Here is a 20,789-nt window from a genome sequence, read left to right on the forward strand (position 1 = left end):
AATCAGGCCAAAATCATAAGTCCCGCGGCAGCTAGTACAGGGTAGCGAAGGCATGGCTAAGAAACCAACGACGACCAAGTCTCTCGAGAATGACGTAGCCGCGGAACTGGAAAAGGCGCTTGACCTTGACCTTAACGGCGACGACGGCGGCCTCGATATGGCGGCGTCGATGGAGGATCTCGAAGCGCAGATTTCGGCGGCGGCCGATGAACTGGCGCGCGAAGGCCGCAGCCAGAGGACGGAGCCGGCAAACAATCCCCAGCCTGCCAACCCCCAGTCTCCCAGGGCGCCCGCGGCCAAGCCGGCCGAGTTGCGCCCGGTCGAGCCGCGTAATGGGCACCCGTCCGGCCTTACGCCTCCCGCCGGCTTCACGCCCGCCAATGACGACCGCCAGAAAGACTACAAGACGCTGCTGCACAGCCTCAACCGCCGTGCGTCGAGCACCGTCTACTGGGTGATCGCCTTTATCTCGCTGGCCTGGATCGCCGGCGCCGGCGGCCTGGCCAACCTGTTGTTCGGCCCCGGCATCTGGAAGATCCGCACCTTCGACCAGTTCTTCGCCCGTCCCGAGCTGATTGGCCTGGCGGTTGCCGCGATCGTTCCGGTCATTCTGTTTTGGGCGTTCGCCGCCATGATCCGGCGCGCGCAGGAAATGCGCATCGCCGCGCAATCCATGACCGAGGTCGCCTTCCGCCTGGCGGAGCCCGAAAACCTCGCCCAGGACCGTGTCATGATGATCGGCCAGGCCGTTCGCCGCGAGGTGGCGGCCATGGGCGAAGGCATCGAGCGCACCCTTGCCCGCGCGGTCGAGCTCGAAACGCTTGTCCACGGCGAAGTCAGCCAGATCGAGCGCTCCTATTCCGAGAACGAGGCCCGCATCCGTTCGCTGGTCGATGGTCTCGGCAGCGAACGCGAGGCGGTCGTCACCCATGCCGAGCGCGTGCGCGCCTCCATTGCCAGCGCTCACGAGACGCTGCGCGACGAGATCGGCTCGGCCAGCGATATCATCCGCGACTCCATCCTTAACGCATCGACCAAGCTGTCGATGACGATCAACAATTCCGGCGACACGCTGATCGATCGCATCAATGAAAGCTCGACGTCGATCTTCGATTCCGTCGAATCGCGCCTGGACAACATCACCGACCGGCTTTCGACCTCCGGCGAGGCTTTCGCGAGCCTCCTCGACACCCGTATCGCCAAGTTGACCGACACCACGGACGGCCTCACCCGCTCGCTGACCGACCTGCTCGATGACCGCACCAATGGCATGGTCTCGCTGCTCGGCGGCGCGGCGCGCACCTTGAGCTCGGAGTTCGAGACGAGCCTCAGCGGTATCGAACGGACGCTGGCCGAGCGCGGCCAGGCGCTGATCAGCGAATTCCAGACCCGCGCCGAGGCGCTCGACACCGGCACGCAGAAGCTCAATGCCGCCCTCGAGGCCCGCGCCCGCCAGATCAACGAGACGATGGTGGAGCGCGCGAAGGAAATCGCCCACGCCTTCGCGGAGAGCAAGGACACGCTGTCGGCGATGATCGATCAGGGCAAGACCCAGATCGGCGCCGATATGGCCGACATCATCTCGTCGACCTCCTCCATGCTCGAAGCCCGCGCCACCGACTTCGCCGGGCGCATGGAAGCGGCCCGGCATGTGGTGTCGCGCTCCTTCGATTCCGACATCCAGCGGCTGGCCAATGCCCGTGTCGGCATCGAGGAAGCGGTCGAGAACCACAGCCGCGCGCTCTCGGAGAGCCGCGAACGCATGGCCACCGCCATGCAGGCGGACCTGGCGAAATTCGCCGAAAGCCGCGCGGCGATCGATTCCGCCGTCACCAACCAGGTGCAGAAGCTGGCGGAAGGCCGCGGCCTGATCTCGCGCGCGCTCGAAGAAGATCTGCGCAAGGTCAACGAGTCGCGCGCAGCTATCGATGCGTCGCTGGGCGGCCATCTGGAGCAGCTCGAGGAAGGCCGCAATCGCCTGTCTCAGGCCTTGAACGAAGACTCCGGCAGGCTCGTCCAAGCCCGTACAATGATTGACGAAATGGTCGCCGGCCATGTCGGGAAGCTGGCCGAGGGCCGCAACATCCTGGCACGCGCCCTGGAGGCCGATCTCGGCAAGCTGCAGGACAGCCGCGCCTCGATCGACGGCATTGTCGCCGGTCAGGTCGAGAAGATCGCCGAAGGCCGCGCCGTGCTCGCCAAAGCGCTCGAAACCGACATCATCGGCATCAGGAACCTGATCGAGACGCACTCGAGCAAGCTCGCCGAGGACCGCGGCGAACTCAGCCGCGCGCTTGAAAACGATCTAAGCGGCATCCGCGGCCTCATCGACAGCCACGCCGGCAAGCTCGCCGACGACCGCGGCCTGCTTTCGCTGACGCTGGAAGCCGACCTCGCCAAGCTGGCCGAAAGCCGCGCCTCGATCGACGGTCTTGTCGCCGGCCAGGTCGAGAAGCTCGCCGAAGGCCGCGATATCCTAAAGCGCGCCCTGGAGGCCGACCTCAACACCATCAAGGGTGCCATTGCGGGACATTCGGACAAGGTGCTGGAAGATCGCTCGCAGCTGTCGAAAGCGCTCGAAGCCGACCTGCAAGCCGTCAGCGGCGCCATCGCCGATCACCAGGACAGGCTCGCGCAGGATCGCTCGACCTTATCGAGGGCTCTGCAGGACGACCTCCAGAATGTAAGCGGCGCCATCGCCGACCACCAGAACAGGCTCATCCAGGACCGTTCGGTGCTGTCGAAGTCGCTGGAGGACGATCTCGCCAAGCTGGCCGAAAGCCGCTCCAGCATCGATGGGCTGGTCGCCGGCCAGGTCGAGAAGCTCGCCGAGGGCCGCGATATACTCAAGCGCGCGCTGGAAGCCGACCTCAACACCATCCAGGGCGCGATCGTCGATCATTCGCAGAAGATCACCGACCACCGCGCCGAGCTTTCGCGTGCGCTCGAAGCCGATATGGCCAATGCCAGCGGCCTCATGCAGACCCATGCCGGCCAGCTGTCGCAGAACCGCACGTCGTTGTCCAAGGCGCTTGAGGACGATCTTGCCAAGCTCGCCGAGAGCCGCGCCGGCATCGACGGCCTGGTGTCCGGCCAGGTCGAGAAGCTCGCCGAGGGCCGTGACATCCTCAAGCGTGCGCTGGAAGCCGACCTTGCCAAGCTGGCCGAAAGCCGCGCCTCGATCGACGGCCTCGTCGCTGGCCAGGTCGAGAAGCTTTCGGAAGGCCGCGACATCCTCACACGCGCGCTTGAAGCCGACCTCGCCAAGCTCGCCGAGAGCCGTTCCGGCATCGACGGCCTTGTCGCCGGCCAGGTCGAGAAGCTCGCCGAAGGCCGCGATATCCTCAGGCGCGCCCTCGAAGCCGATCTCCAGAAGCTGACCGAGAGCCGCTCGGAGATCGACGACGTCATCGCGGGCCATGTCGGCAAGCTGTCCGAGGGCCGCGACATGCTTGCCAGGGCCCTGGAGGACGATCTCGTCAAGCTCGCCGACGCGCGCAAGGACGTCGATCGTTCGGTTTCCGGGCATATCGACCAGATCGCCGCCAGGAGCAGCGACATCTCGGCGGCGATTGCCGCCGACGTCGAGAAGATCGAGCAGGCCTTCAGCCGGCAGACCGGTGTGATCGAAGAACGCGCCGGCACCATGGAGCGCGCGCTGTCGACCGGCGTCGACAATGTCCGCGGCGTGCTGGAAAAGACCGCAGTGTTCGTGGCGGGCGCGCTGCGCGACAAGGTCATGGAAGTCACCAGTGCCCTGCATGAACAGGCAGGTGCTGCCTTCAGCGACGCGGACCGCAAGATCGCCGAACGCGCCGAGCAGACGTCCGCCGCGCTGCTTTCCAGGGCCGAGGACATCGCCCAGGCCTTCGAGGCGGCGGACCGCCGCCTGCATGAGCGCGCCCAGGATACGTCCAACATGCTGATGGCGCGCGCCGACGATGCGTCGAGCGCGATGATGGCCCGCGCCGAGGAAACCGCGGACAAGCTGGCGACGCGCGCCGGCGAGATCGCCAACACCTTCGACACGGCCGACCAGAAGCTGGTTGCCCGCGCCGTCGAAACGGCGCAGTCGCTGGCCGCCCGCGCCGGCGACATCCTGCGCAACTTCGAGGGCGCCGACGAGCGGCTGTCGATGCGCATCACGGAATCGGCCGAAGCGCTGGCCGCCCGCGCCTCCGATCTCGGCCGCATCTTCGACAGCGCCGACCAGCAGCTCATGTCGCGCATTGCCGAGGGTTCGGAAGCGCTTTCCGCTCGTGCCGGCGAGATCGGCCGCATCTTCGACGACGCCGACAACCGCCTGGTGTCGCGCATTGCCTCGAGCAGCTCGACCATCGGCGAGCATGCCGACACGATCGTCGGCGCCTTCGCCGCCACCGAGCAGCGTGTCGCAGACCGCGCCCGCCAGACCGGCCAGGAGCTTGCCGTGCATGCCCGCGAGATCGAGCAGGCGCTGGCCGGCGCCGACGAGCGGCTGGCCGCAAGCGCCTCTGCCGCGGCCGCCCGTGTCGAGGACCAGGTCGCGAGCGTGGAAAACCGCCTCGCCTACACCGCCGAGACCATGGGCCAGAAGCTCAACGAGCAGGTCTCCAGCGCCGAGGCCCAGCTCATCTCGCGCGCCAATGTCATCGCCGAGACCTTCACGGCGGTCGGCCAGCATATCGGCCAGAGCACCAACGAGGCCGCGCGCACGATCGGCGCCAACACCCGCGAGCTCAACACAATGCTGGCGGCGCGTTCGGCCGAGATGGCGAAAATCCTCGACGAGACGGCCAAGCCGCTGGTCGAGCGCTTCGCCCAGGGCGGCTCCGAACTGCAGCGCAACATGGAAGAGGTCACCGAACGGGCGGCCGAGAAGCTGCGCAGCGAGAACACGAACCTCGTCAACGCGCTGGCCAACCGCACGGCCGAGACCCTGTCGGCCGTCGAAGGCGCGCGTTCCTCGCTTGCCGACAGCGTGGCCGATCTCATCGGCCGCATGACGACCTCCAGCGCGCAGCTCGGCCAGCTGATCGAGCAGGCTGCCGTCAACCTCGGCCAGGTCGAGGAGCGGCTCTCCGGCAGCACGCAGAGCTTCGCTACGACCACGGAGAAGGCCGCCCAGACCTTCGCCAGCTCCGCGCGTCTCGTCGATTCCAACACGACGCGGCTCACCGATCTGTCCTCGGCGACACTGCGTGAGGTGGCCTCGATCGCGACCAAGTTCGACGAGCACAGCCGCCTGCTCTCCAGCGCCTCTAACCTGCTCAGCTCCGCGCAGAGCAATCTCGAGCACACGCTGGAGCGTCAGTCCTCGCTGGAAGACCTCGCCGTCGGCTTGGTCAAGAAGTCGGAAGACCTCGAGAAGGTGATGCGTTCCTTCGAAAGCCTCGTCGGCCAGACGATGCAGACCGCGGAGGGCCGCACGATGGAATCGGCGGAAAAGATCCGCACCGCCATCGCCGAGGTCGTCGATTCGGCGACGCGTCGCTTTGCCGACGCGACCGAGGAGATGCGCCGCACCGCGGGCTCGATCAAGAGCGAGCTCGACCTGACCCGCGCCGAGCTGAAGAAGGGCGTCATCGAGATGCCGGAAGAGGCCAAGGAATCGACCTCGGCCATCCGTCGCGCCGTCGCCGAGCAGATCAATGCGCTCAAGGAACTGTCGGATATCGTTGCGAAATCCGGCCGTAGCGGCAGCAGCGAACAGGGCGAACCGCGCGGTCTGCGGCCTGCTCCGCAGGCGCCGGCCCGCGCCGCCGAGCCGCCGCTGCGCCGTCCGCCGGCCCCTCAGCCTCAGCCGCAGCCCACGGCTCGCGCCCCTCAGGCGCCGCTCGCCGAGACCACGCTGCGCGGCACGCTCGACCTCGAACGTCCTGCCGAGGCGCCGCGCCGCGACCCGAACAGCAAGCCGCCGCAGGGCGGCTGGGTGCGCGACCTCCTGACCAACGCTTCGCGCGAGGAGGAGCTGCGGCCGGCAGCGCCGGCGGAAGCGCCGCGCGCGGCCCCTGCCCAGCGCTCGCCGCTGCATGTCATGGAGTCGCTCAATTCGCTCTCCGTCGACATCGCCCGCGCCATCGACCATGACGCTTCGATCGAGCTCTGGAACCGCTACCGGCGCGGCGAGCGCGACGTCTTCACGCGCCGCCTCTACACGCTGAAGGGCCAGCAGACTTTTGACGAGATCCGTCGCAAGTACCAGGCAGAGGCGGAATTCCGCGCCGCGGTCGATCGCTACTGCGAGGATTTCGAGAAGCTGCTCAAGGATGTCTCGCGCAACGACCGCGACAACATCATGGCGCAGACCTATCTGACGTCCGACACCGGCAAGGTCTACACCATGCTGGCCCATGCCAGCGGCCGCCTGCACTGAAGCCGATCGGCGACTGAAACAAAAAGGCGGGCCGAGGCCCGCCTTTTTCATGTTGGAGTTTGATTGCCTGTCCGGCGCTCAGATCGCCGAATCCGTCCAGCGGACGATGTCGGTCGCCGCCTGGCCGAAGGCGTTGTCCAGCGCGCCGACATAGGCAGCGTTGCCGCTGCCGGAGACCGGCGCGCTCGCGGTGAAGTTCTTCGAGGCGCGCACCTCACCATCGCGGTCGTTGAGGATGCGTACGAACAGGTCGACATCGGCATGCTCGCCGCCATCGACGCGCACCTCGAAGGAGCGTACCTCGACGATGATCTGGTAGTCGATCGCCAGCCCCTCACCCGGCTTGCCGACACCGGCAAAGCTGCCGGAGCGCTGGAAGGTTTCGGCCAGCCTCGCCTGCACGATCAATGGCAGCCGGTCCGCCCATTGCGCGCCCTTGAGGAACTGGATCGACCGGTCGGAAGGCCTGATGACGATGTTCTGGCTGTCCAGCGCCTTGAGCGCCGACGGCTGGGCTATCAGGATCTGGCGGCGGCTGTGGGCATGCATGTCGACCGACGGCGCCGACAATTCGAACGTGTCGAGCGGCGCCGGCTTGCCGCCCAGGGCCGCGCAACCTGCAACCGAAAGCACCAGCAACGCTGCCGCGGACAATCTCAGACGACCCGCTCCCACCCTGACCGACTTCACGCGTGATCCCCGTTGTCCCCGGATCTTACGATCAACCCGCATTCGCGGTTCATTTTCTTGGCGGTCGCGGCAGCCGAAGTCAACGCCGTGTCCTTCCATCGAACTGCCGGACCTCGCCGTCGCCACCGGACAGAATGCGCTGCGGATTGCGGCTGAGGTCGGTCACCGCTTCCTCGATGCGGTTGATCGAGCGCCGGCTGTCCTGCACGAGCGCCTCGACGTTCTGCAGGCCCTGGCCGGAGAAACGCGCCAGATTGTCGGTGATGGTGCCGAGCCGCGCATTCAGCGTGTCGGCCACCTGCTTGAAGGATTTCAGCGTCGCCCTGGCATCGGCCATCACGCCGTCGGCCTCGCCGGAGCCGAGGATCTTGTCGACCTTGGCCAGGATGCCGTCGACGCGCACCGAGGCATCATTGAGCCGCTGCGCGAGCTGGCGGGCGTCCTTGATGGTCTGGTCGATATCGTCGGAGCGGTTGGCGATCTTGTCGGTCACCTTGGCGATGTCCGAGGCCGCCTTGTCGGCGCTGGCGCTGGCCTTCTGGATGTTGGCCAAAGCGGCCTTGACGTCGGCCGGATCGATGCCGTCGAGCACGCCGTTGACCTTGGCCAACGTCCCTTGCGTCTGCTTGGCGAAATCGTTGATCGAGCCGACCGCCGTGTTGACGTTGCCGATGACTGTATCGAACTGCTTCGAGGTCTCCTTCAGATTCGCCGTTACCGTATCGACATTGGCCACGATACTCTTGATCTGGTCCTTGTCGACGGAATTGAGCAGGCCTTCGGCGGCCTTCAGCGTGCTGTTGAGCCGGCCCGAAACATTCTTCAGTTGATCCGAAAGCGAGCTCACCGCCGACAGGAACTTGTCGATCCCGTCGGAGTTCTTGGCCAGCGCATCCGAGAAGGTCTCGACGTTCTTGACCGTCTGCGTCAGCGGGCCGCGAACGTCCTTGGTGAAGCCTTCGAGCTCGCTCAGCACCTTGTCGGCGCGGGTGAAGATGTTCTGCGCCGTCTGCAGAAGGTTGGTGACCGCCGACGGATTGGCGGTTATCTCGGGGATCCTACCCTCTTTTTCCGCCTCGTCGAGCAGCTTCGCTTCCTTGGGGTCGGCGCCCCGGAGTTCGATATTGGCCTGGCCGGTCAAGCCGGCAAGGCCAATATCGGCCTGTGTCGACTTGGTGATCGGCGTCATGCGGTCGATCTCGGTGTCGGCAATGGCTACCGTCGGATTGTCGACGTCGATATACACACGTTTGACGTCACCGACCTTGACGCCGTTGAACAGCACGAAGCTGCCGCGGCCGAGGCCCGAGGCCGAACCCGGAATGCGCACGCGCAGCATTGTCGTTTCGCCTCTGTCGCCGATCGCCGCGGTCCAATAGACGAAGGCAAAGGCCGCCAGGATCGCACCCAGCGTGAAGATGCCGACAATAATGTAGTTGGCTCTTGTTTCCATCGCCTCACTTATGGCTATGCGCGCGCCGCAAGATCAAGTTGCCGGGCGCGTTTTCCGCGGAAATAGGACTTCACCCACGGCTCCTCGCTCTTCAGCATATCGTCGATCGTGCCTTCGACCAGCACCCGCTTCTTGCCGAGCACCGCCACGTGGTCGCAAGCGGTGAACAGCGTGTCGAGATCGTGCGTGACCATGTAGACGGTCAGGTCCATGGTGTCGCGAAGCTTGACGACCAACTCGTCGAATTCGGCCGCGCTGATCGGATCGAGGCCGGAGGTCGGCTCGTCGAGAAAGACGATGTCAGGGTCGAGCGCCAACGCGCGCGCGAGCGCCGCGCGCTTGATCATGCCGCCGGACAACTCGGACGGAAACTTCTGTGCGGCGTCGGCCGGCAACCCGACCAGCTCGATCTTGAGCAAGGCGAGCTCATCCATAAGCGCCCTGGGCAGGTCGAGATATTCACGCATCGGCACCTGGACGTTTTCCAGCACCGTCAGCGCCGAAAACAGGGCGCCATGCTGGAAAAGGACGCCGAGCCGCATGTCGATGCGCAGGCGGTCGGCGTCGCTCGCCTTGTCGACATCGACGCCGAACAGGCTGATCGTCCCCGATTGCTTCGGCATCAGCCCCAATATGGTGCGCAACAGCACCGATTTGCCGGCGCCCGAAGCGCCGACAAAGCCAAGGATCTCCCCGCGCTTGATGTCGAGCGAGAGCTTGTCGAGGATCAGCTTGTCGTCGATGGCCACGGTGACGTTGCGCACCGAAAGCACGATTTCGTCGTCGTTGATATCCTGCGCTGCCGCTGCGCCGTTGCCGTTCGCCATCTCAGAACCCGATCGCTGCGTAGAACATGGCGAAAAGCCCGTCGAGGATGATGACGACGAAGATCGACTTCACCACCGATGCGGTCACGTGCAGGCCGAGCGATTCGGCGCTGCCGCCGACCTTCATGCCCTCGACCGAGGCAATGATGCCGATGATCAGGGCCATGAACGGCGCCTTGATCAGGCCGGCAAAGATGGTGCTGAGATCGATGGCGACGCGCAGCCTGTCGATGAACGCGGCCGGTGGAATATCGGAATAGAGCCAGGCGGCGACGATGCCGCCGGCAAGCGCGGCGAAATTGGCGATGATGGTGAGGCACGGCAGCCCGATCACCAACGCGACGAGCCGCGGAAAGACCAGCACGCCGATCGGATTGAGGCCGATCACCTTCAGCGCGTCGACTTCCTCGCGCATCTTCATCGAGCCGATCTCGGCGGTGATGGCGCTGCCCGAACGTCCCGCGAGCATGATCGCCGTCATCAGCACGCCGAGCTCGCGCAGGATCAGCACCCCGACCAGGTCGACGACGAAGATGTTGGCGCCGAAATAGCTGAGCTGGTAGGCGCCCTGCTGGGCGACGATGGCGCCGACAATGGCCGACATCAGCACCACCACCGGTATCGCGCCGACGCCCATGCGATCGATCTGGTTGAAGATCGCGGCCAGGTTGACCGCGTGGCCGCGGCCAAGCTTCATCTGCGCGCCGCGGATCGTGGCGCCGAGGATGTTCATCGAAGCGAGGAAATCGTCGCGCATCTCATAGACCCGCCGGCCAACCAGCTCCAGCGCGCGCAGGATGATGTTGGGCGGCCCGGACGGGCCCGATTCGGGCTCACGGCGAACCGCATCGCCGACAGCGCCGAGCAGGATCGAGGCGATCTCGCTCTGCCCCTGCAAATGGACCTCGACGCCTTTCTTCTCGAAGGCGCTCGCCAGTCGGTCGATAAGCCAGGCGCCGGCTGTGTCCATCTTTTCGATGTGGGAAAGGTCGAGCATCAGCTGCTTTGCGCCGCTTTTCCCCTCGATCTTGCGCATGTCGGCATCGACCAGAGCCACGGTGCGCGTCGTCCACACACCGGAAAAGGCGCAGCCCAGCACACCTCCTTCCTCGCCCACGGCAACGCGTGGCCGATGCTCGGCGTCCTTGGCCTCGCCGCTTGCGTCGCGTTTGCGGATGGTCAACATGGCGTCCTGTTTAGCGTGACCGGACTGGCGTGTCGATTTGCCTGCAGACTGGTGTCGCATAGCCGGAGAAGAAAATTATGGCGCGTGTCATTTCGGTCGAAATGGAGCGATTTCCGATCGCCGGCACCTTCACCATCTCGCGCGGATCCAAAACCGAGGCCGAAGTCATCACCGTAACGATCGCTGACGGGGGACGTTCCGGCCGTGGCGAATGCGTGCCCTACAAGCGCTACGGCGAGACCATGGAGGGGGTGCGCGCGGCCATCGAGGCGATGCACGATCCGATCGTCGCTGGCATCGACCGGACCGCCCTGCTTGCGGCCATGCCCGCGGGCGCGGCGCGGAACGCCATCGACTGCGCCCTATGGGACCTGGAAGCCAAGCTGACCGGCACGTCCGTGGCGGCGGCGATCGGGGCCCTTCCTGCCGAGCCGCTGGAAACCGCCTACACCCTGTCGCTCGCCACACCGGAGGCCATGGCCGCGCAGGCGCGCGCCAACGCCACGCGGCCCTTGCTCAAGGTCAAGATCGGCGGCGACAATGATATGGCCAGAATCCGTGCGGTGACGGAAGCCGCTCCCGAAAGCCGCATCATCCTGGATGCCAATGAGGGTTGGACCGACGAAAATGTCGAGGCGAACCTCGCTTTCGCCGCGCAGCACGGCATAGCGCTGGTCGAGCAGCCGCTGCCGGCGGGCAAGGACGACATCCTGCGCCGGATCGCGCATCCGGTGCCGGTTTGCGCCGACGAAAGCGTTCATGCGGCGAAAGACCTCGATGCGCTGGTCGGCCTCTACGACGCCGTCAACATCAAACTCGACAAATCCGGCGGCCTGACGGAGGCGTTGAAGCTGCGCGACCGCGCGCGCGACCTTGGCTTCGGCATCATGGTGGGTTGCATGGTCGGCACCTCGCTCGCCATGGCGCCGGCAGTGCTCCTGGCGCAGGACGCGGACTTCGTCGACCTCGACGGCCCGCTGCTGCTTGCGCGCGATCGCGAGCCCGGCCTTGTCTACCGGGGATCGCTGGTTTCACCCCCTGAGCGGGTGCTTTGGGGCTGAGCGGGAAGCGAGGCCTATCAGCACCATGCCGATGATCGCGATCGGGATCATCGCCAGGAAACCGTCGACGCCAAGCCGCTCATAAAGGGGGCCGGAAGCGAGCGTCACCGCCGCCATGAAGAAGCCGTTGAAGAAATAGGCGATGCCTTGCGCAGCGCCCGTCCGCTCTTCGGAGACCGTCTCGCCGATCATCTTCTGCAGGCCGATCAGCACCATCGCCACCGACACCGAATGCAGCGTCTGGACAAGGAAGAAGCCGGCGACGCCCAGGCCGAGCGGCCAGACCAGCGGAAAGGCGATCCAGCGCACGATCGAACCGATACCGGCGATCACCATCACCCTGACGACCGAGATGGACGCAAAAATACGGTTGAAAAACAGGAACATGCAGACTTCGGAGACCACGCCCCAAGCCCATAGCAGGCCAACGACGGAATCGCCGATGCCGATCGATTTCCAATAGATTGAGACGAAGCCGTAGAGGAAGGCGTGGCTGGCCGTGATGATGCCGACGCCGAGCGTGAAATAGAGGAAATAGGCGCTGAACAGGCTCGGCGCCTTATGCTGGATCTCGGTCGCCGAAAGCGGCGAGGCCTTGCGCGGCCGCCCCATGCGTGGCGACAGCAGCGCCGCGACCAGGGCCGCGCCGAGCGCAAAGAAGATGATGACCGGAACCGCCTGCGGACCCGTGGCCGCCAGGATGAAGCCACCCACGACATTGGCGCCGAGATACGAGATCGAGCCCCATTTGCGCATCGCCGTGTAATTCGAGCCGAAGCGCCGCACGCCTGACAACGCCAGCGAATCGGCCATCGGCGAATGCGGCGTCCAGACGATCGTCAGCAAAAGCGAGACGGCGAGCACTATGGCGTAGGTGGCCGGCAGGAAATAGCCGGCGGAGACGACCATCGAGCCGGCGACCAATGCGATATAGACATTGGCTCGGTCATTCGCGCGGTCGGCGAACGCGGTCAGCACCGGCGTTGTCACGACACGCAGGAACATTGGCGCCGCCAGGATGACCGCGATCTGCTCGGCATGAAAACCTTTCGCCTGCAGCCAGAGCGGAAAATAAGGCAGATGGGTACCTTGCGACACGAACAAGGTCGCGAAGATCAGGCTCATGCGCAGTTCGAAATGGCTTGGCTTGACAAGTTGTTCTGGCGATAGCGGCGGCAGCGACATGAATCGATCCAATTTCGCTGCATACGACACCCATGCAACGTGTCTCGATCCCTAACATGAGGCAAAGCGCGGCGGAACTGGCTGGATCAATCGATCAAGAGCAAAGCTGTCGACGGACGGGGCCTGGGAGCGAGCGCGGCTCGCGCCTCATGTCAGCGCGACCAGGAAAGCAGGCGGAACCGGAAAAGGCAGCTGCATTCAAGCCGCCTGAGCCGCCCTGCCTTTCAGGTCGATGATGTCGACCGGCACCAGCACGTCGCTGCCTGCCGTGGTCTCAGGTAGGACATGCGCCCAAGTCAGGATCTCCATGCGGCCATCGAAATGCTCGACCACCGCCGTGCAGCTTTCCACCCAGTCGCCGGTGTTGATGTATTGCACGTCGCCATAGCTTTCGATCGCCGCGTGATGGATGTGGCCGCAGATCACGCCGTCGACATGCGAGCGCCGTGCCTCTTCTGAAAGCACGGTCTGGAACGAGCCGATGAAGTTCACCGCCTTCTTGACCTTGACCTTCGCCCATGACGAGAACGACCAGTAAGGCAGGCCGAGCAGGTGGCGCAGCTTGGTCACCACCCGATTGATCACCATCGCCGTGTCATAGGCATAGTCGCCGAGATAGGCGAGCCAGCGCTGGTTGTGCACCACCGTGTCGAACTGGTCGCCGTGGATAACCAGCAGGCGCCGGCCGTCGGCGGTCTCATGGATGGCGCGGTCGGCGACGACGATTCCGCCGAAATGCACACCCTGGAACTGGCGGGCGAATTCGTCGTGATTGCCGGCGATATAGGTGATCGAGGCGCCCTTGCGCGCCTTGCGCAGCAGCTTCTGCACCACGTCGTTGTGGCTCTGCGGCCAGTGCCAGCTGCGCCGCAGCCGCCAGCCGTCGACGATATCGCCGACCAGATAGATGATTTCGGCGTCGTGATAACGCAGGAAGTCGATCAGGAAATCGGCCTTGGCCGCTTTCGAGCCGAGATGCACGTCGGAAATGAACAGGGCGCGGAAAGTGCGGGGCTCTGGGTCTGACATGACGATTTTACCCTTTGCTTTCGCGTGCCTATGCCCCGATTCATGCAACAACCGTATGACGGTTGCGGTTGGTCCAGCCGAGGCGCTAGCTTGCGCGCAAGTCAATCAGGAGAAAACCGTCATGGATCTCGGCATTCGCGGGAAGAAGGCCATCGTCTGCGCCTCGAGCAAGGGACTGGGGCGCGGCTGCGCCATTGCGCTTGCCGAAGCCGGCGTCGATCTCGTCGTCAATGGCCGCAACGCCGAACTCGTGGCCAAGACCGCCAAGGACATCCGCGACCGGTTCGGCGTCAAGGTCATCGAAGTTGCCGGCGACGTGTCGAAGCCGGACGTGCAGAAAGCGATACTCGCCGCCTGCCCCGATCCCGACATCCTCGTCAACAACAATGGCGGCCCGCCGCTGCGCGATTTTCGCGAGCTCGACCGCACAAAGATCCTCGAGGGCGTTACGCAGAACATGGTCACGCCGATCGAACTCGTCCAGGCGGTGATCGACGGCATGGCCAAGCGCGGCTTCGGCCGCATCGTCAACATCACCTCGCTGTCAGTCTATGTGCCGATCCCCGGCCTCGACCTGTCTTCCGGCGCGCGCGCCGGCCTGACCTCGTTCCTCGCCGGCGTGGCGCGCACGGTGATCGACCGCAACGTCACCATCAACAGCCTCTTGCCCGGCAAGCTCGATACCGACCGGCTGCGCGGCCCGCATGAGGCCGGCACCGAGGAAGATCCGGCCGCGGCCGCCGCGCGCAAGGCCCGCATCAGCGCCGACGTGCCGGCAAAACGTCTCGGCACGCCGGAGGAATTCGGTCAGATCTGCGCCTTCCTCTGCTCCGTCCATGCCGGCTACCTCACCGGCCAGAACATCCCGGTCGACGGCGGTCTCTACGTCAGCGCGTTTTGACCGCCGCCAATCCAATACGCCTGAGGCTTCCGAGCCAACCGTCTGGAATCGGTTGATTATTTTCGCTCCGGCATTGTGAAGGCCGGGATCCGCGATTTGCCGTCGCGAAGACTCGCCGGCGCATGCTAAAAGGCTCCAAATCAGGAACAGAGGGAGGGCCGGATGGACGGCGAGAGCAAGAAAACGGCCCGGTCGGACCTCGACGAGGCCGCCCTCTTCTTCCACAAGCATCCGACACCGGGAAAGCTCGAAATCCAGGCGACGAAGCCGCTCGGCAACCAGCGGGATCTGGCGCTTGCCTATTCGCCGGGCGTCGCCGCGCCCTGCCTCGAAATCCGCGACGACCCGGCAACCGCCGCCGACTATACCGCCCGCGCCAACCTCGTCGGCGTCGTTTCCAATGGCTCCGCCGTGCTTGGGCTCGGCAATATCGGTCCGCTCGCCTCCAAGCCGGTGATGGAAGGCAAGGCGGTGCTGTTCAAGAAATTCGCCGGCATCGACGTCTTCGACATCGAGATCGATGCGCCGGAGATCGACCGCATGGTCGAGACCGTCGCGGCGCTCGAACCGACCTTCGGCGGCATCAACCTCGAGGACATCAAGGCGCCTGAATGTTTCGAGGTCGAGGAGCGGCTGAAAGCCCGCATGGGCATCCCGGTCTTCCACGACGACCAGCACGGCACCGCGATCATCGTTGCAGCCGCGGTGCTCAACGGGCTGGAATTGGCCGGCAAGGCAATCTCCGACATCAAGATCGTCACGTCCGGAGCGGGTGCCGCGGCGCTCGCCTGTCTCAACCTTTTGGTCTCGCTCGGCGCCAGGGTCGAAAACATCTGGGTCACCGACCGTTTCGGCGTCGCCCACAAGGGCCGCGTCGAGGAGATGGATCGCTGGAAAGACCCGTATGTGAAGGATACCGAGGCGCGCACGCTGGCCGACGTCATTCCCGGTGCCGACGTCTTCCTCGGCCTTTCCGCCGCAGGCGTGCTGAAGCCGGAACTGCTGCAGCATATGGCGCCGAAGCCGCTGATCCTGGCTTTGGCCAACCCTAATCCCGAGATCATGCCGGAAGCGGCAAGAGCCGCGCGGCCGGACGCCATGATCTGCACCGGGCGCTCGGATTTTCCCAATCAAGTCAACAACGTGCTCTGCTTTCCTTACATCTTCCGCGGCGCGCTCGATTGCGGCGCCAGCGCCATCAACGAGGAGATGAAGATGGCGGCGGTCCGCGCCATCGCCGCCCTTGCGCGCGAGGAGCCATCGGATGTCGCGGCGCGCGCCTATTCCGGCGAGACGCCGATGTTCGGCCCCGATTTCCTGATTCCCTCGCCCTTCGATCCGCGCCTCATCCTGCGCATCGCGCCGGCGGTGGCCAAGGCTGCCTGCGACACCGGCGTCGCGACGCGGCCGATCGCCGACTTCGCCGCCTATATCGACAAGCTCAACCGCTTCGTCTTCCGCTCCGGCCTGGTGATGAAGCCGGTGTTCTCCTCCGCCAAGGCTTCAAGCGCCAAGCGTGTCATCTATGCCGACGGCGAGGACGAGCGCGTGCTGCGCGCCGCGCAGGTGGTGCTGGAGGAAGGCATCGCCGAACCGACCTTGATCGGTCGCCCGCATGTGGTGGAGGTCAGGCTGAAACGCTACGGTCTGCGCATCCGGCCGGGCGTCGATTTCGCGCTGATCAACCCGGAGGACGATCCGCGCTATCGCCACTATGTCGACCTCCTGATCGAGCTGGCCGGCCGGCGCGGCGTGACGACGGAAGCCGCCCGCACCATGGTGCGTACCGACAACACGGTGATCGCGGCCCTAGCGCTGAAGCGCGGCGACGCGGACGCCATGGTCTGCGGCCTCGAAGGCCGCTTCGAGCGGCATCTGCGCAATGTCACGCTGATCATCGGGCCGCGCGCCGGCATCAAGGATCATGACCTGTCGACGCTGTCGATGCTGATCTCGCAGCGCGGCATCATCTTCCTCACCGACACACATGTCTCGGTCGACCCGACCGCGGAGGAGATCGCCGAAATGACGGTGCTGGCGGCGGAGGAAATCCAGCGCTTCGGCATCGAGCCGAAGGCAGCGCTTCTGTCGCATTCGGATTTCGGCTCGCGCGATTCCCCGAGCGCGCTGAAGATGCGCCGCGCGGCGGAAATCCTCGGCCGCATCGCGCCCGGCTTGCAGTGCGACGGCGAAATGCATGCCGATACAGCACTTTCGGAGCATCTGCGCCAGCGCGTCTATCCGCATTCCAGGCTGAAGGGCGAAGCCAATCTGCTGGTCTTCCCGAACCTCGATTCGGCCAACATCACGCTGACGGCGCTGCGCGCCATGATGGACGCGCTGCATGTCGGGCCGATCCTGCTCGGCACGGACAAGCCCGCGCATATATTGACGCCGTCGGTGACCTCGCGCGGCGTCGTCAACATGACCGCGCTAGCCGTGGTCGAGGCGGCGCACAAGGCGCAGGCGGTGGTCGATCTGGGTTAGTGTGTGTTGAGGCCTGCCTAGGCAGGCGCGAAGCGGAAATGCCCCGTCCGCCTGAAGACAAAGAGCGTGTCCTCCTCGCGGGCGCCCCGGCCGATATTGTGGATGACCAGTGGCCGTTCCGGTGCCTCGGTCGAGCGGTTGGTGGAGACGATGGCGATATGCGTCAGGTTGCCGGGCAGCATCTGGGTGACGAGATCGCCCGGCTGATAGTCGGCAGGATCGTCGCTGACGGCGAGCGAAGCCCCCCGCCGTTCGAAGAACACGGCGAGATTAGGCACTCTGCGGTGGTCAATGTTCGGATCGGTCGATTTCAAACCCCAGGCCTTGGGATAGGCGGAGAAATCGGCCAGCATGTCCTCATGCACCAGCTTTTGTAGGTCGAGCCGGAAGGCGTGGCGATAGGCTCGGATCACGACATCCGTGCACACGCCCCGGTCCTGCGCGACATCGCCGCCGGGATAGGGGATGCGGGTGTAAGTCGGATCGTAGAGCGTGGTGACGCCGATCTGCCTGCGCGCGGCATCGACCAGCCTGAAGGTCCATTCAGGCGTGGCGATCTTCGCCATCGCCTCAGGCGTGGCTTTTCTGGCCATCGCGTACGGCACGGCCAGGAACAGAAGGCCGAGCTGCAGCGCGCTTCGACGGGTAATCGGGATCATGCATCGCCCCTCTCTTGCAAGCCGAATTCGCGCAATTGGTCCCGCGCGAAAGCGTCTTTTTTAGGCTCTCGGCGTTTTGCGGCTGGCAACGGAGGTTGTGTTTCCGGTTGAAAACGTTTCACGCCGAATTGTCCTTGAGCTCGGTGGCTCCGACTCTGGCATAGTCGATTAACCACGGCAGCGTAGCTTCGGGTCGAACAGGCGATTTGGGGTTTCGGATGAAAGGCGCGGGGTTGAAGCTGACCCACCTGATGGCGCTGCTTGCAGCGCTTGCAGGCTCGGTCGTCGCCGTGACCGAGTCCGAGGGGGCCTCGCGCGCTTGCAGGCAGCTCGAAGCCGAACTCGCCGCGACACGCGGTGGCGGCGGAGGGCCGGGCATCGTGCGCAAATATGATGATGCCATCCAGCGCCAGCGCGAGCAGCTTGCCAAGGCCCGCAGTCGGGCGGGCGACGCCAATTGCGGCTTCACGCTGTTTTCGCGCAATGTCAGCCAATGCGCGGCGATCAATGCCTCGATCCAGCGCATGAACGCCAACCTCGACACATTGCAGGCCAAGCGCGAGCGGCTCGCCGACGGCGGCACGCGGCGCGACCGCAGCCGCATCCTGGCGGCGCTCGACGCCAATGGCTGCCGCGATGAAGAGATCGCGCCGCGCCGCGCCCCGCTTCGGGAGGCGGCCCGCGACAATGGCGGCGGCAATCTGTTCGAGCAGCTTTTCGGCCGCCAGGACCAGCAGCTCGAAACGCCCGATGCCCCCGATATGCCGGACTCGGAGGTGCCTTCCGATGATCCAGGCGAGCGCAACATCCGCCGCGTCATCAACCAGCCGGACGGCATGGACCTGCCGCGACTGGGCGGCGAGTTCCACACCATGTGCGTGCGCACCTGCGACGGCTATTTCTTCCCGATGTCCAACGCGGCTTCCATCGGCGACTTCGAGCGCGACCAGAAGAATTGCGAATCGAGCTGCCCGGGCACCGAAATGCAGGTCTTCTATTCGCGGGGAATGGACGACGACTCTGGCTCGATGACCTCGTCGGCGACCGGTCAACCCTACAGCGAGCTGCCGACCGCCTATCTCTACAAGCAGGCCAATTATTCACGGCCGCCGACCTGCGGCTGCAACGCGCAAGCCGGCAACTTCACGATCATCGGCGGCAACCCGCCCAACCCCGAACAGTCGCAGCCCGACAGCGAAGCAGCGCCCTTCATTCCCGTGCCGGCGTCCAAGCCGGATCCCGGCGCCGATCCGGAAACGCTCGCCAATGCAGAGGGCGGGCTGGACCAGGCTGCGATCAAGCGGCTGACCACCAAGGTGCCGGTGTCGCCGGTCTCGGCGCTGCCGCCGGATCAGCGCAAGGTCAGGGTCGTCGGGCCAGCGTTCCTTCCCGACCCATCAGCGGCAATAGATCTGAAAGCTCCGGCCCCGAAGTCCGCCCGGTAAGGGCGAGCCTCAGCGGCATGAACAGCGGCTTGCCCTTGCGCCCGGTTGCTTCCCTGATCTTGCCGGTCCAGTCCTTCCACACCGTGCCGTTCCACGGTTCCTCCGGCAAAAGCTCGAAAGCCTGATTGAGGAAATCACGGTCCTCGCCGGAAAACTCGGCCGGCTCCTGCGGGCCCTCGCTCAGGATTCGCCACCAGGCGACCGCGTCCGACAGGCGGTCGAGATTGCCGCGCACGGCCATCCAGAACGGCTCGGCCTTGTCGCCGGAAATGCCCAGCACCATCAGCCGGTCGCGCGCTTCCTCGAACGGCATATGATGGATCAGCGCGCGGTTGAGCACGAAGAGCTCGTCCGGGTCGAATTTGGAGGCGGACTTGGACGTCGCCGCCGGGTCGAAATGGCCGGCAAGCTCGTTGAGATCATGCGCGGCGGTGACATTTTCCGACGTGCCGACCAGCACCGCAAGCGAAGCCACCGCCATCGGCTCGATGCCGTCCTCGCGCAGGCTTTCGATCGACAGCGCGCCGGTGCGCTTCGACAGCCCCTCGCCCGACACGGTAGTGAGCAGATTGTGGTGGCCGAAGACCGGCGGCTCGGCGCCGAGCGCCCTGAAGATGGCGATCTGCACGCCGGTGTTGGTGACGTGGTCGTCGCCGCGAATGACGTGGCTGACGCCCATATCGATGTCGTCGACCACCGAAGGCAGCGTGTAGAGATAAGTGCCGTCCTCGCGCACCAGGACGGGATCCGATAGCGAGGCGAGGTCGACGGTCTCCTCGCCGCGCACCAGGTCATTCCAATGCACGTCGGTCCGTTCGGGCTGCAGCGGATCGCCGGTGAAGTTGGGCAGCAGGAAACGCCAATGCGGCCGGCGGCCATCCGACTGGTATTCGGCCACCTGCTCCGGCGTCAGCGTCAGCGCCTCGCGGCCATAGACCGGCGGCAGGCCGCGCGTGCGACGCACCTTGCGGCGCAGATCGAGTTCTTCAGGCGTCTCGTAGCAGGCATAGAGCACCCGCGCCGCCTTCAGTCGCTCGACCGCAGCGTCATAAATCTCGAAGCGACGCGACTGGTATTCGGTGACATCCGGGAAGATGCCCAGCCAATGCAGGTCGTACAGGATGGAATCGGCATATTCCTGCTTCGAGCGGGCAATGTCGGTGTCGTCGAAGCGCTGGATGAAACGGCCCTTGTTGTTCATGGCGAAAAGCCAATTGAACAGCGCGGTGCGCGCATTGCCGATATGGATGCGGCCGGTCGGCGATGGGGCAAAACGTACAGTAACTGTCATGAGCGGGGCGTAGCGGATGCTTTTGGTGTTGACAAGGCGCGCCCCCGCGCGAACGCAACAGATAGTGCAAGCCAGCTAAAATGAAAAGCCGACGGCCCGACACGGCTTCACGGCAGACTGATAAACCGCGTCAAGTGCCTGCGAACCCAAGCTTCCTATGTCCCCGTTATCCACATATGTGACACACAAGATGTTGGGGTCACAAAAGCTACAAAAACGA

Annotated in this window: 13 protein-coding genes; 5 read left to right on the plus strand and 8 right to left on the minus strand. The window is 65.0% G+C overall.

The genetic code is table 11. The features are described 5' to 3' along the window. The first annotated feature begins 52 nt into the window (after positions 1–52). On the plus strand, positions 53–6,355 hold the full coding sequence (locus FJ417_RS06385) for a kinesin (protein ID WP_140782874.1): 6,303 nt from the start codon (positions 53–55) through the stop codon (positions 6,353–6,355). 78 nt (positions 6,356–6,433) lie between these two features. Here FJ417_RS06385 and FJ417_RS06390 read toward each other — a convergent pair whose 3' ends face one another. Genes FJ417_RS06390 through FJ417_RS06405 form a run of 4 tightly spaced genes read right to left on the minus strand, consistent with a single transcriptional unit; the run spans position 6,434 to position 10,511 of the window. Continuing rightward, a complete protein-coding gene (locus FJ417_RS06390; protein ID WP_140782875.1) occupies positions 6,434–7,144 on the minus strand; it encodes an ABC-type transport auxiliary lipoprotein family protein in 711 nt (236 codons plus the stop codon). Next, the gene (locus FJ417_RS06395) at positions 7,125–8,498 is read right to left on the minus strand and encodes an MlaD family protein (protein WP_140782876.1); all 1,374 of its coding nucleotides are present in this window, start codon (positions 8,496–8,498) and stop codon (positions 7,125–7,127) included. Before FJ417_RS06395 ends, FJ417_RS06390 begins: the two co-directional genes overlap by 20 nt. Positions 8,499–8,512: 14 nt before the next feature. Then, a complete protein-coding gene (locus FJ417_RS06400) occupies positions 8,513–9,325 on the minus strand; it encodes an ABC transporter ATP-binding protein (RefSeq protein WP_140782877.1) in 813 nt (270 codons plus the stop codon). A gap of 1 nt (position 9,326) precedes the next feature. Beyond that, complete coding sequence (locus FJ417_RS06405; protein WP_140648090.1) at positions 9,327–10,511, minus strand: ABC transporter permease; 1,185 nt, start codon at positions 10,509–10,511, stop codon at positions 9,327–9,329. Positions 10,512–10,588: 77 nt separating this feature from the next. Here FJ417_RS06405 and dgcA point away from each other — a divergent pair, with 77 nt between their 5' ends. Beyond that, positions 10,589–11,572, plus strand: a complete 984-nt coding sequence (gene dgcA / locus FJ417_RS06410) for an N-acetyl-D-Glu racemase DgcA (protein WP_140782878.1) — start codon at positions 10,589–10,591, stop codon at positions 11,570–11,572. Here the strand turns inward: dgcA and FJ417_RS06415 are convergent. Next, positions 11,543–12,757, minus strand: coding sequence for an MFS transporter (locus FJ417_RS06415; RefSeq protein ID WP_140782879.1), 1,215 nt, complete (start codon positions 12,755–12,757; stop codon positions 11,543–11,545). The two genes, dgcA and FJ417_RS06415, sit on opposite strands and share 30 nt — an antisense overlap. Before the next feature lie 198 nt (positions 12,758–12,955). Further along, positions 12,956–13,786: a UDP-2,3-diacylglucosamine diphosphatase gene (locus tag FJ417_RS06420; RefSeq protein ID WP_140648087.1), complete on the minus strand. Its 831-nt coding sequence runs from the start codon at positions 13,784–13,786 to the stop codon at positions 12,956–12,958. 121 nt (positions 13,787–13,907) lie between these two features. Between FJ417_RS06420 and FJ417_RS06425 the strand changes: the two genes are divergently transcribed. Further along, on the plus strand, positions 13,908–14,687 hold the full coding sequence (locus tag FJ417_RS06425) for an SDR family oxidoreductase (protein ID WP_140782880.1): 780 nt from the start codon (positions 13,908–13,910) through the stop codon (positions 14,685–14,687). Positions 14,688–14,849: 162 nt separating this feature from the next. Further along, positions 14,850–17,174: an NADP-dependent malic enzyme gene (locus tag FJ417_RS06430; RefSeq protein ID WP_140648085.1), complete on the plus strand. Its 2,325-nt coding sequence runs from the start codon at positions 14,850–14,852 to the stop codon at positions 17,172–17,174. Between the two features lie 17 nt (positions 17,175–17,191). On the opposite strand, the gene FJ417_RS06435 is transcribed toward FJ417_RS06430, so the two are convergent. Further along, complete coding sequence (locus tag FJ417_RS06435) at positions 17,192–17,833, minus strand: DUF1287 domain-containing protein (protein WP_226891792.1); 642 nt, start codon at positions 17,831–17,833, stop codon at positions 17,192–17,194. A gap of 251 nt (positions 17,834–18,084) precedes the next feature. Here FJ417_RS06435 and FJ417_RS06440 point away from each other — a divergent pair, with 251 nt between their 5' ends. Continuing rightward, positions 18,085–19,278: a DUF2865 domain-containing protein gene (locus FJ417_RS06440; RefSeq protein ID WP_246687403.1), complete on the plus strand. Its 1,194-nt coding sequence runs from the start codon at positions 18,085–18,087 to the stop codon at positions 19,276–19,278. On the opposite strand, the gene gltX is transcribed toward FJ417_RS06440, so the two are convergent. Continuing rightward, positions 19,196–20,569, minus strand: a complete 1,374-nt coding sequence (gene gltX, locus FJ417_RS06445) for a glutamate--tRNA ligase (RefSeq protein WP_140782882.1) — start codon at positions 20,567–20,569, stop codon at positions 19,196–19,198. The two genes, FJ417_RS06440 and gltX, sit on opposite strands and share 83 nt — an antisense overlap. Between the last annotated feature and the right edge of the window lie 220 nt (positions 20,570–20,789).

It is taken from the genome of Mesorhizobium sp. B3-1-7, assembly GCF_006439385.1.
Lineage (GTDB): Bacteria > Pseudomonadota > Alphaproteobacteria > Rhizobiales > Rhizobiaceae > Mesorhizobium.